The following is a 12,879-nucleotide window of genomic DNA, read 5'->3' as shown; positions in this document are numbered from 1 at the left end:
CATCACATCCCCTGCATCGTGCGGATCCGCGCTGCATCTTCCCCCGGCGTGACGCCAAAGTAGCGTTTAAACTCCCGACTGAACTGCGACGCGCTCTCATAACCCACCCGTAGCGCCGCCGCGCTGGCCTTCATCCCGTCGTGGATCATCATCATGCGCGCTTTGTGCAGACGATAGCTTTTGAGATATTGCAGCGGCGAGGTGCTGGTGACCGACTTAAAATTATGGTGGAACGCCGAAACGCTCATGTTGGCCTCGGCCGCCAGCTGATCCACGCTCAGGTTTTCGGTGTACTGGCTTTCGATGCGCTTCAGCACCCGGCTGATCAGGCTAAAGTGGGTCTGACGGCTGACCAGCGCCAGCAGTGCCCCGCCGCCCGGCCCCAGCAGGACGTGATACAGGATCTCACGGATAATCTGCTTGCCGAGGATGCGCGCATCCAGCGGGCGCGCCATCACGTCCAGCAGACGTTCAATAGCGCAGAGGATCTCATCCGACAGGGCGGCAGAGTTAATGCCGCTGGCCGCCATCGACGGGCAAAATAGTTCGTCCTCGCCAATATCCATCAGCAGCTCCTGCAGCTGCAGAATATCAATATTTAAGCGAATACCGGCCAGCGGCACCGCCTCTGTCGCGAAGGTTTCACATTCGAAGGGTAAAGGTACTGTCAGAAGCAAATATTCACGGGTGTCATAGCGGAACACCCGCTCATTGATATAGCCAGTTTTATGGCCAGAAAAGAGAAAAATGATACCGGGCTGATACATCACTGGCGTGCGTGGCCCGGGCTGTGTGCCGTACAGCAGACGAACGTCTGGTAGCAGGTCATCAAGCTTATTTGCATTATCTTTCAGTGTGTTAATTTGCGCAGTGAGCTGCAGGCACGTCTCTTCACGGTTCATCTTTGCTGAGTCCGGGTACGGTTTCCGATGATGACAGTGTGCGCAGGTTTACCCATTTTCTCCAGCACTGTGTAGAAATGGGCAAGACATCGGCAGAAATGTGCATTGAGAGGATAGCCTGCGCTCGCCACAATGAGCACCATCAGGCAGCCGTCTGCGCCGCCACGTTTTTCACCCACCTAAGGGAACGAGCAATGAACAATTTTAACCTGCATACCCCAACCCGCATTCTGTTTGGTAAAGGCGCTATCGCCGACCTGCGCGAGCAGATCCCAACCGGCGCTCGCGTGCTGATCACCTACGGCGGCGGCAGCGTGAAGAAAACCGGCGTGCTGGACCAGGTGTATGCCGCACTCGACGGCCTGGACGTGCGTGAGTTCGGCGGCATCGAGCCGAACCCGTCGTACGAAACGCTGATGAACGCGGTGAAAATCGCCCGCGAAGAGAACATCACCTTCCTGCTGGCGGTCGGCGGCGGTTCGGTGCTGGATGGCACCAAGTTTATCGCCGCAGCCGCCCACTACCCGGACGGTATCGACCCGTGGCAGATCCTGCAAAACGGCGGCAGCGACATTAACAGCGCGATCCCGATGGGCTCGGTGCTGACCCTGCCAGCCACCGGTTCTGAATCCAACAAAGGCGCGGTAATTTCGCGTAAAACCACCGGCGACAAGCAGGCCTTTATGAACGAACACGTCCAGCCGGTCTTCGCGGTGCTGGATCCGGTTTACACCTACACCCTGCCGCCGCGTCAGGTGGCGAACGGCGTGGTGGATGCTTTTGTGCATACCGTTGAGCAGTATGTTACTTACCCGGTTGACGGCAAAATCCAGGATCGCTTCGCGGAAGGTATTCTGCTGACCCTGATCGAAGACGGCCCGCTGGCCCTGAAAGAGCCAGAAAACTACGCCGTGCGCGCCAACGTGATGTGGGCTGCCACCCAGGCGCTGAACGGCCTGATCGGTGCAGGCGTGCCGCAGGACTGGGCAACCCATATGCTGGGCCACGAGCTGACCGCGATGCACGGCCTCGATCACGCCCAGACGCTGGCGGTGGTTCTGCCTGCACTGTGGAACGAAAAACGCGACACCAAACGCGCCAAACTGCTGCAGTACGCTGAGCGCGTGTGGGGGATCACCGCCGGTTCTGAAGACGAACGTATCGATGCCGCCATCGTTGCGACCCGTAACTTCTTCGAGCAGATGGGCGTTCCGACGCGCCTCTCCGGCTACGATCTGGACGGCAGCACAATCCCTGCCCTGCTGGCAAAACTTGAAGAACACGGGATGACGCACATCGGGGAACATGGCGACATTACCCTCGACGTCAGCCGTCGCATTTACGAGGCCGCTCGCTAAGGGATTTTCGATCTTACCTTTCGTTTTTCGGCATTTAGGCCAGGCTTAATGCACATACGCCACCGGGGGCCTGCCCCCGGTGGATGAGCAAATGAAGGAGGAAAGATGGCAAACCCAACCGTAATCAAGCTTCAGGACGGTAGCGTAATGCCCCAACTGGGGCTCGGCGTATGGAAAGCCGGTAACGACGAGGTCGTGTCCGCCATTCACAAGGCGCTGGAGGTCGGCTACCGGTCGATTGATACCGCTGCTGCATACAAAAATGAAACCGGCGTGGGGAGCGCACTGGCCAGCGCCGGTCTGCCTCGCGATGAGTTATTTATCACCACGAAGCTGTGGAATGACGATCAAAAGCGTCCGGCCGATGCGCTCCAGGAGAGCCTGGACAAGCTGCAGCTCGATTTCGTCGACCTGTATCTGATGCACTGGCCGGTTCCGGCTATCGATCACTATGTCGACGCCTGGCATGGAATGATCGACCTGCAAAAAGCCGGTCTGGTGAAGAGCATCGGGGTGTGTAATTTCCAGATCCACCATCTGCAGCGGCTGATTGATGAGACGGGCGTCGCCCCGGTGATCAACCAGATCGAACTGCATCCGCTGATGCAGCAGCGTCAGCTGCACGCCTGGAATGCGACCCACAAGATCCAGACTGAATCCTGGAGCCCGCTGGCGCAGGGCGGCGAAGGCGTTTTCGATCAGAAGATTATCCGCGAGCTGGCCGACAAATACGGCAAAACCCCGGCGCAGATTGTGATTCGCTGGCATCTGGACTGCGGTTTAGTGGTGATCCCGAAATCCGTGACCCCATCGCGCATCGCTGAGAACTTCGACGTGTGGGATTTCCGTCTGGATAAAGACGAGCTGAGCGAGATTGCGAAGCTGGATAAAGGCAAGCGTTTAGGGCCGGATCCGGACCAGTTTGGCGGGTAGTAACTGCGATGCTGTAGGCCCGGTAAGCGCTAGCGCCACCGGGCAACAGGTTTAACCGATCTTACGTTTTACACTTTTCTTCGCACCCGCCGTCCCGTTCGAACGTTGATGCACGATCGGCGTGTGTTTGGTCAGCGCCGGGCGCGTATTGCGATTCTGACGACGCGCTTCGCGCATCTCATCCAGCGTCGGTGACGGCACCAGGCAGTCGCGACGTGAACCAATCAGGTGCTTTTTACCCATATCTTCCAGCGCCTGACGGATCAGCGGCCAGTTAGCGGGATCGTGGTAACGCAGCAGCGCTTTGTGCAGTCGACGCTGTTTGTCACCCTTCGGCACCACCACATCCTCACTCTTATAGCCAATCTTACTCAGCGGGTTCTTGCCGGTGTAATACATGGTGGTCGAGTTCGCCAGCGGCGACGGGTAGAAGTTCTGTACCTGATCCAGTCGGAAGCGGCGCTGTTTCAGCCACAGTGCCAGGTTGACCATGTCTTCATCACGCGTACCCGGGTGCGCAGAGATGAAGTATGGGATCAGATACTGCTCTTTCCCGGCCTGTTTGGAGTAGGTATCGAACAGCTCCTTGAAGCGGTCGTAGCTGCCCATGCCCGGCTTCATCATCTTCGACAGCGGGCCTTCTTCGGTATGCTCCGGAGCAATCTTCAGATAGCCGCCCACGTGGTGGGTCGCCAGCTCTTTGATGTAGCGCGGATCTTCTACCGCGATGTCATAGCGCACGCCGGACGCAATCAGGATCTTCTTGATGCCCTTCAGGTCACGGGCGCGACGGTACAGGTTGATCGTCGGCTCGTGGTTGGTGTCCATGTGCTCACAAATGCTCGGATAGACGCAGGAGAGACGACGGCAGGTCTGTTCCGCGCGCGGCGATTTACAGCGCAGCATGTACATGTTGGCGGTTGGGCCGCCCAGATCCGAGATAACGCCGGTAAAGCCCGGAACCGTGTCGCGAATCGCTTCGATCTCGTTGACGATCGACTCTTCGGAACGGCTCTGGATAATGCGCCCTTCGTGCTCGGTGATTGAACAGAACGAGCAGCCCCCGAAGCAGCCGCGCATGATGTTGATCGAGAAACGGATCATCTCATATGCTGGAATACGGCTATCACCGTACGCCGGGTGCGGCACACGCTTGTACGGCAGGGCAAAGACGCTGTCCATCTCTTCGGTCGACAGCGGGATCGCCGGCGGGTTAACCCAGATAAAGCGCTCGCCGTGCTTTTGCATCAGGGCGCGCGCGCAGCCCGGGTTAGTTTCATGGTGCAGAATACGTGACGCGTGAGCGTAGAGCACTTTGTCGCCCTTCACTTTCTCGAAGGACGGCAGCAGCACGTAGGTTTTTTCCCACGGCTTCGGACGCGGCGGCTGAACCACCACGGCTTTGGCTTCGGCTTTTTTCGGCTCAACCGGTTTGTTATCCGCACACGGCAGATCGTCGCCATACGGATGCGGGATCGGGTCGATTTTGCCCGGCATATCAATGATGCGGGAATCGACCCCGCTCCAGCCCGGGAGCGCTTCTTTGACCATGATCGCGGTATTACGCACGTCGCGAATGTTGCTCACTGGCTCACCCTGGGACAGACGGTGCGCCACTTCTACGAGCGGTCGTTCACCGTTGCCGAAGATCAGCATGTCAGCTTTGGAGTCCACCAGCACCGAACGGCGCACGGTATCGGACCAGTAGTCGTAATGCGCGGTACGGCGCAGGCTCGCCTCAATGCCACCCAGAATGACCGGCACGTCTTTCCATGCTTCTTTACAACGCTGGGTGTACACGAGAGTGGCGCGATCCGGACGCTTGCCCGCCACGTTATCCGCGGTGTAGGCGTCATCGTGACGCAGCTTACGGTCGGCGGTGTAGCGGTTGATCATCGAATCCATGTTGCCCGCGGTCACGCCGAAGAACAGGTTCGGTTTGCCGAGGCGCATAAAATCATCTTTGGTGTTCCAGTCCGGCTGGGAAATGATCCCCACGCGGAAACCCTGCGCTTCGAGCATACGACCGCAGATCGCCATGCCAAAGCTCGGGTGATCGACGTAGGCGTCGCCCGTCACCAGAATAATGTCGCAGCTGTCCCAGCCCAGTTGGTCCATCTCTTCGCGGGACATCGGCAGGAATGGCGCCGGTCCAAAACAGGCTGCCCAGTACTGGGGCCAGGAGAAGAGGTCTCGATCCGGCTGGATCAAGGATATTGCGCTCATAATGCTTCCGGAGAAAAAATAATCAAAAGGGCGGGGATTATACGCTGGATTAATACGGGAAATGAAGGGGTATTGTGCGGGGAGTGTTAAAGCCCGGTAGCCTGCGCTTACCGGGCCTGCGGACCTGTAGGCCCGGTAAGCACAGCCGCTACCCGGCGAATTACGGTGCCGGGTTGACCAGCAGCTGCCCGACCGATCCTCTGTCCATCATCTCCAGGGTCTGGCTGTGGAACAGGAACGGGAAGTGCGGCCACGACGGTTGGCCGTAGTAGACCAGCAGTTCGACCTGCCCATCGATCCAGACGGTGTCTTTCCAGCCTCTGTCTTCCGGGAACGGCATCGCCCCGTTGACGTTGCGCACAAGGAAGCTCACCCCTTCGATATGGAACGACTGCGGCATTTCGGCGCGTACCGTCCAGCGCTCCCACGTGCCCTGCTGGGCAGTAATATCAATGCGGTTAACGTCCCACAGCTGGCCGTTAATACCCGGATCGTCACCGAGGCTGATATCGCGGCTGCGCACCGCGGTACCGCTCATGATCTCTTCCGGCAGCAGGCGCATCGGCAGGGTATCGGTCACCAGCGGCAGCAGGCCGGTCGGACGCAGGGTCAGCACCAGGGTTGAAACCAGAATGCTCGACGGCTCAAAGAAGCCGCGCAGCCGGTCAACGATGCTCGCCGCTTCACCACAGGTAATCGACACTTCATCGCCGTTGGTCATATCCACCAGGATTTCGCGCCGCTCGCCCGGGGCCAGCGCCAGCTGTTTTACCGGGACCGGAGCAGGTAAAAAGCCCTGATCACCGGCGATCACGTGCAGCGCCCGGCCGTCGCTCATCTGCAGCTGATAGCGGCGCGAGTTGGAGGCGTTCAGCAGGCGCAGACGTACCCAGCCGCGAGACACTTCGACATACGGGCTCTGTACGCCATTGACCAGCAGCGTATCACCGACAAACCCGCCGCTCCCCGGCTCGCTGTACTCCGGCGTACCGAAGTTATCCAGACGCTTATCCTGAATAATGACCGGGAAATCGTCGACGCCGTAGTGGTTGGGAATGGGCAGCGATTTGCTTACCTCATCCTCCACCAGCCACATACCCGCCAGCCCTTTATAGACCTGCTGCGCGGTGCGGTTCGGGGTGTTGGCATGATACCAGAGGGTCGCCGCGTTCTGGCGAACGGGCAGAACCGGTGCCCAGTCAGCGCTCGGGGACATCATACGCGGCGCGCCGCCCTTAAGCGGGCCTGGCACCTGTAAACCGCTGATGGTCATAGCGATGTTTTCCGCCAGACGATTGCTGTAAATCAGCTTCACGTCATCGCCCTTCCAGACGCGGACCGTCGGACCGAGATAACGCCCGTTAATGCCCCAGACGGAGGCACGCGTGCCCTGGGTAAAGGTCCAGTGGGTACGCTGCAGCGTCAGGAAAAGCGGCTGTCCGCGACGGGATTCGAGTAACGGCGGAATGGGCAGCGGCTGTTGCTGCCCGGCGGCGTTTGCCCTCAGCGGAACCGCACCTGCACATAGGGCGATTCCCGATGCCTGAATAAACTGACGGCGACTGAGTGACATATTGGCTCCATGTATAAACGTACTAACAACACGGGAATTCGTTTTCCCTTCTTGCCGGCTTAAACCTTGCCAGCGGCTTCGCGCTCTGCGACTTCTTTATCAAGTGCAGCGATTTTATTGAGCATGATTTCACGGCAATGCGCCGCCAGCTCGCGCACCTGGTCTTTACCGTACTTGCTCACATCAACCGGCTGCAGCATTTCAACGATTGCCAGACCGTTGTTCAGACGGTTAAGATTAATCTTATTCGAAGTGGTGGAAACGCACACCGGAATAATCGGTACGCCGGCCGCAATTGCGGCATGAAACGCGCCAGTTTTAAACGGCAGCAGGCCACGCCCACGGCTGCGGGTGCCTTCCGGGAACATCCAGATCGAAATTCTGCGCTTCTTAAAGTGGCTGACCACTTCTGCAATAGTCCCGTGCGCTTTGGTGCGGTTGTTGCGGTCAATCAGCAGGTTGCCGGTCAGCCAGTAGAGCAGACCGAAGAACGGCACCCACAGCAGGCTCTTTTTGCCTACGGTGACGGTTGGCGGTTGCACAATTTTAGCGGCGGTGACCATATCGTAGTTATTCTGATGGTTACAGATATAGATGGCGTTGCCAAACTTCTCTGCCCCTTCGGGCAGACGGGTCTCTACTTTCAACCCAAACAACGGTGCCAGGCGGCCAAACATATGGCCGAAGGTAGAGACATGCTTCGGATTACGTGGGCTGAACAGGCAGTAAATGCAGCCGAAAATACAGACCAGGATGCAGTAGATAACAACCAGGATTAAACGAACAATTAATAGCATAGCGACCTCTGAAGCCCGAACAGCTGACAATTATACTGCAACTGTATTCGGGTAACTGCTTTGTTTTTATAAAGGATGTGGTGACGATATCCCCCGCCTGAACGGCGGGGGAGAAACGAGATTACACCTCGCCTTCGCTCGCTTTGCCGCGATGTGGAGAGTCGATCTCCAGGCGATCAATACGCTGCAGACCGCGCATCAACGAGCCTTTACGTCCACGTTCGCCCACCACTTTCTGCAGCTCTTCCGGGCGCAGTTTGATTTTGCGTTTACCCACGTGAAGGGTAAGGGTGCTCTGCGGCGGCAGAATAAGCAGGTGCGCCAGACTGTCTTCCCCTGATGCGGCGTCCGCCGTGGCGATGTTGATGATCTTATTTCCCTTGCCTTTCGACAGCTGCGGCAGGTCGCTGACCGGGAACATCAGCATTCGCCCTGCGGCCGAGATCGCCAGCAGCATGTGGCTCTCGTCTTCAATCAGCAGCGGCGCCATCACGCGCGCGTTATCCGGCAGGCTGATTAACGCCTTGCCCGCGCGGTTGCGCGACACCAGATCGTTAAAGGTACAGATAAAGCCGTAGCCTGCATCGGAGGCCATCAGCAGCTTCTGCTCATCGCCTTCCATCAGCATGTGTTCAACCGTCGCACCCGGCGGCAGCGTCAGCTTGCCGGTCAGCGGCTCGCCCTGGCCGCGCGCCGACGGCAGGGTAATCGGATCGATGGCGTAGCTACGCCCGGTGGTGTCGATAAACGCCACCGGCTGATTGCTCTTGCCTTTCACTGCCGCTTTGAAGCTGTCGCCCGCTTTGTAGCTTAAGCCCGGGGCGTCGATGTCGTGACCTTTGGCGCTGCGCACCCAACCGCTTTGTGACAGCACAATGGTCACCGGCTCGGACGGCTGCATGTCATGCTCGCTCATCGCTTTGGCTTCTTCGCGCTCGCGCAGCGGAGAGCGACGATCGTCGCCGAAGGCTTCGGCATCTGCCTGCAGCTCTTTCTTCAGCAGGTTACTCATCTTGCGCTCGGAGGCGAGGATCGCCTGCAGCTGATCGCGCTCTTTTTCCAGCGCGTTCTGCTCGCCGCGAATTTTCATCTCTTCCAGTTTGGCGAGATGGCGCAGCTTCAGCTCGAGGATCGCTTCAGCCTGGGTTTCGCTGATGCCAAAACGCGACATGAGCGCCGGTTTCGGCTCATCTTCACCGCGAATGATCTCAATCACTTCGTCAATATTGAGGAACGCCACCAGCAAACCGTCGAGGATATGCAGGCGCTTGAGCACTTTCTCCAGACGGTAGTCCAGACGACGACGCACGGTATCGCGACGGAACGCCAGCCATTCGGTGAGGATCTCCAGCAGATTTTTCACCGACGGACGACCATCCAGACCGATCATGTTCAGGTTGATGCGGTAGCTTTTTTCCAGATCGGTGGTGGCGAACAGATGGTTCATCACCGGCTCCATGTCCACGCGGTTGGAGCGCGGGACGATCACCAGACGGGTCGGGTTCTCGTGATCCGATTCGTCACGCAGATCGTCAACCATCGGCAGCTTTTTATTGCGCATCTGGGCGGCGATTTGTTCCAGCACTTTGGCGCCGGAAACCTGGTGCGGCAGCGCGGTGATCACCACGGCACCGTCCTCTTTGGTCCACACCGCGCGCATGCGCACCGAGCCGCGACCGTTCTGGTAGATTTTGCGGATTTCAGCGCGGGAGGTGATGATTTCGGCTTCGGTCGGGTAGTCCGGCCCCTGCACAATATCCAACACTTCATCGAGGGTAGTTTTCGGCTGCTCGATCAGGGTGATCGCCGCTTTCGCCACTTCACGCAGGTTATGCGGCGGGATGTCCGTCGCCATACCCACCGCGATACCAGTGGTGCCGTTCAGCAGAATGTTCGGCAGGCGCGCAGGCAGCATCTTTGGCTCCTGCATGGTGCCGTCGAAGTTTGGTACCCAGTCGACGGTGCCCTGGCCCAGTTCGCCGAGCAGCAGTTCTGCATATTTGGACAGTCGGGATTCGGTATAACGCATCGCCGCGAACGACTTCGGATCGTCCGGTGCCCCCCAGTTCCCCTGGCCGTCAACCAGCGGATAGCGGTAGGAGAATGGCTGTGCCATCAATACCATCGCTTCGTAGCAGGCGCTGTCGCCGTGCGGATGGTATTTACCGAGTACGTCACCCACGGTACGGGCGGATTTTTTGAATTTTGCGCTGGCGCTCAGACCCAGTTCAGACATCGCATAAACGATGCGGCGCTGGACCGGTTTCAGGCCATCACCGATAAACGGCAGTGCCCTGTCCATGATCACGTACATGGAGTAGTTCAGATAGGCGTTTTCAGTAAATTCATGTAGCGCGAGGCGCTCTGCCATATCGCTCATTAAATGGGATCCCTCAACTCAGAAACCAGTTGGTTTCAGGCAATATTGCCGCAGATACTACCCTATCTGACGAGTCGAGTCACAAAGAAAAGGGCCGCGAAACCGGCCCTCTTTCAGCTTATTTATTCACTTTAGTGATCTGTTTCACTTCGATTTCAAACTCGTTCCAGTCCTTATCGACTTTGCCCTGGATCTCGACCTGATCCTGCGGGCTGACGGTCTGACCGTTCCAGTGTTTGGTATCGATTTCGACATCGACCGTGCCGCTGGCGTCGCGGAACAGGTAACGGTCATCGGACAGGCGCTCGACGATGTTGCCGCGCAGTTTCACCCAGCTGTTGTCTTTCAGATCTTTGGCTTTTACCGCCGTGGTCAGATTGGCGTTAGCGTCAACAAAACCGCCCTGCTGAGTCGTGGACTGGGTGGTTGGCGCAGCCGACGGTCCAGTGAATCCGCCCTGAGCGGCAAACACCGGCGCGGTGGTGATCATCATAATGGCAGCCATTGCAGCGAATTTTTTCATCAGTAATTTTCCCTTTCAACGTGTTTAGATGTCCATTAAACAGGGTAAACCTTAACGATTTCTTAAGCCTAAAATTTAATTTTTTTTACTGTACAGCGATGACGCTCCAGAGGTTTACTGCCCTGTAAACAGCGATAACAAGGAGCGGGAATGCGTATTTTACTGGTTGAGGACGATCGGCTTATCGGCGACGGCATTAAGGTCGGGCTGAGTAAAATGGGCTTTCTCGTCGACTGGTTTACCGACGGTCCCACTGGCAAAAGCGCCCTCTTCTCTGCCCCCTATGACGCGGTGGTGCTGGATCTTACCCTGCCCGGGCTCGATGGGCTGACGATCCTGCGCGCATGGCGCGAGAGCGGACGCAGCGAGCCGGTGCTGATCCTCACCGCCCGCGACGCGCTCGACCAGCGGGTGGATGGGTTACGCCTGGGGGCCGATGATTACCTGTGCAAGCCCTTTGCCCTGATCGAAGTGGCGGCCCGCCTGGAAGCGCTGGTGCGCCGCAGCCACGGTCAGACCCGCCGCGAACTGCAGCATGGCAAAGTGAGTCTCGATCCGGTCGCCATGATCGCCACCCTCGACGGCGAAACGCTTTCCCTGAAGCCGAAAGAGTTCGCCCTGCTGGAACTGCTGATGCGTAATGCCGGGCGCGTGCTGCCGCGCAAAACTATCGAAGAGAAGCTCTACAGCTGGGATGACGATGTCTCCAGCAACGCCGTGGAAGTCCACGTCCATCATCTGCGCCGCAAGCTCGGCGCGGGCTTTATCCGCACCGTATATGGCATCGGCTATACCCTGGGAGAGGCATGAAACTGACGCAACGTTTGAGCCTGAAGCTACGCCTGACCCTGCTGTTTTTACTGCTGGCGCTGGGGGCATGGTTTGCCGCCAGCGTCGTGGCCTGGCAGCAGACCAGCCATAAGCTCGATAAGCTGTTCGACACCCAGCAGATGCTGTTCGCCAAACGGCTGATGGCGATGGATCTTAGCACCCTGAACGGCACCGTTCAGGTGCGCGACATGCCAAAGAAGGCCAAAAACGGCCATCTGGACGATGACGCGCTGGCGTTTGCGATTTACTCCCGCGACGGAAAAATGCTGCTGCATGACGGGGAAAACGGCCGGGATATTGCCTGGCACGCGGGTCGCGACGGCTTTGACAACGGTCATTTGCAGGATGATAACGACGAATGGCGTTTTCTGTGGCTGACCGCGCCCGACGGGAATACCCGCATTGTAGTTGGCCAGGAGCGCGAGTACCGCCAGGAGATGGCGCTGGATATCGTCACCTCGCAGCTGACGCCATGGCTGGTGGCACTGCCGCTGATGCTCCTGCTGCTGGTTGTGCTGCTCGGCCGCGAGCTGCGTCCGCTGAAAAATCTGGCGCAAAGCCTGCGCCACCGCGCCCCGGATGCCACCGATCCGTTGACCTCTGCGGGCCTGCCAACCGAGGTGCGCCCGCTGGTCGAGTCGCTGAACCATCTCTTCACCCGCACCCGGGAGGCGATGCTGCGCGAGCGGCGCTTCACCTCCGATGCCGCCCACGAACTGCGCAGCCCCCTGACGGCGCTGAAGGTGCAGACCGATGTCGCCCTTCTATCGCAGGACGATCCGCAGGCGCAGGCGAAAGCGCTGACGCAGCTGCACGCGGGTATCGATCGCGCTTCCCGTCTGGTGGATCAGCTCCTGACCCTGTCGCGGCTGGACTCGCTGGCTAACCTCGATGAACTCGAGCCAATCCCGATGGCCGATCTGCTGCAATCGGCGGTGATGGATATTTACCATCCGGCGCAGCAGGCAGGGATTGAGATCCGCCTGACGATCAATGCCCCGCAGGCGCGCCACACCGGGCAACCGCTGCTGCTGAGCCTGCTGGTGCGCAACCTGCTGGATAATGCCGTGCGCTACAGCCCGCGCGGCAGCGTGGTGGATGTCACGCTCGATGCGCGAAGCTTTAGCGTGCGGGATAACGGGCCGGGGATCGTCCCCGAGACGCTGGCGCGCATTGGCGAGCGCTTCTATCGCCCGCCGGGCCAGCAGCAAACCGGCAGTGGGCTGGGCTTATCCATCGTCAAGCGGATTGCCGCCCTGCACCGGATGACGGTATCGCTGGGCAATGCCGACCACGGGGGCTTTGAAACACACATCCGCTGGTAGGGTGATTATTGCGCACAGAGCAAAAGACTTT

General features: G+C 58.7%; 10 protein-coding genes. 4 read left to right on the top strand and 6 right to left on the bottom strand.

The window, feature by feature from the left end; genetic code table 11:
• Positions 1–2: 2 nt before the first annotated feature.
• Positions 3–902, bottom strand: a complete 900-nt coding sequence (locus M8014_RS22295; RefSeq protein ID WP_271284541.1) for an AraC family transcriptional regulator — start codon at positions 900–902, stop codon at positions 3–5.
• Between the two features lie 194 nt (positions 903–1,096).
• Here M8014_RS22295 and yqhD point away from each other — a divergent pair, with 194 nt between their 5' ends.
• Together yqhD and dkgA are read left to right on the top strand one after the other, a co-directional pair.
• Positions 1,097–2,260, top strand: a complete 1,164-nt coding sequence (yqhD, locus tag M8014_RS22290) for an alcohol dehydrogenase (RefSeq protein ID WP_271284540.1) — start codon at positions 1,097–1,099, stop codon at positions 2,258–2,260.
• 105 nt (positions 2,261–2,365) lie between these two features.
• Entirely contained in the window at positions 2,366–3,193 is an 828-nt protein-coding gene (dkgA, locus tag M8014_RS22285; protein ID WP_271284539.1) for a 2,5-didehydrogluconate reductase DkgA, read from the top strand.
• 51 nt (positions 3,194–3,244) lie between these two features.
• On the opposite strand, the gene M8014_RS22280 is transcribed toward dkgA, so the two are convergent.
• The 5 genes from M8014_RS22280 to M8014_RS22260 form a co-directional block, all read right to left on the bottom strand.
• A complete protein-coding gene (locus M8014_RS22280) occupies positions 3,245–5,419 on the bottom strand; it encodes a YgiQ family radical SAM protein (protein ID WP_418939625.1) in 2,175 nt (724 codons plus the stop codon).
• A 160-nt stretch (positions 5,420–5,579) separates the two neighbouring features.
• Positions 5,580–6,992, bottom strand: coding sequence for a cell division protein FtsP (ftsP, locus tag M8014_RS22275; RefSeq protein ID WP_271284538.1), 1,413 nt, complete (start codon positions 6,990–6,992; stop codon positions 5,580–5,582).
• Positions 6,993–7,051: 59 nt separating this feature from the next.
• Entirely contained in the window at positions 7,052–7,789 is a 738-nt protein-coding gene (gene plsC, locus M8014_RS22270; protein ID WP_271284537.1) for a 1-acylglycerol-3-phosphate O-acyltransferase, read from the bottom strand.
• Positions 7,790–7,910: 121 nt separating this feature from the next.
• The gene (parC, locus tag M8014_RS22265; RefSeq protein ID WP_271284536.1) at positions 7,911–10,169 is read right to left on the bottom strand and encodes a DNA topoisomerase IV subunit A; all 2,259 of its coding nucleotides are present in this window, start codon (positions 10,167–10,169) and stop codon (positions 7,911–7,913) included.
• Between the two features lie 118 nt (positions 10,170–10,287).
• The gene (locus M8014_RS22260) at positions 10,288–10,692 is read right to left on the bottom strand and encodes a YgiW/YdeI family stress tolerance OB fold protein (protein ID WP_271284535.1); all 405 of its coding nucleotides are present in this window, start codon (positions 10,690–10,692) and stop codon (positions 10,288–10,290) included.
• Positions 10,693–10,842: 150 nt separating this feature from the next.
• On the opposite strand from M8014_RS22260, the gene qseB reads away from it, so the two are divergent.
• A complete protein-coding gene (gene qseB, locus M8014_RS22255) occupies positions 10,843–11,502 on the top strand; it encodes a quorum sensing response regulator transcription factor QseB (protein WP_271284534.1) in 660 nt (219 codons plus the stop codon).
• Entirely contained in the window at positions 11,499–12,848 is a 1,350-nt protein-coding gene (qseC, locus tag M8014_RS22250) for a quorum sensing histidine kinase QseC (RefSeq protein WP_271284533.1), read from the top strand. The genes qseB and qseC overlap by 4 nt, the downstream gene beginning before the upstream one ends.
• Positions 12,849–12,879 lie beyond the last annotated feature (31 nt).

The organism is Silvania hatchlandensis (assembly GCF_025564065.1).
GTDB lineage: Bacteria > Pseudomonadota > Gammaproteobacteria > Enterobacterales > Enterobacteriaceae > Enterobacter > Enterobacter hatchlandensis.
Note: the sequence above shows the minus strand (reverse complement) of the source record. Positions and strands in the feature narration are given on the sequence as shown.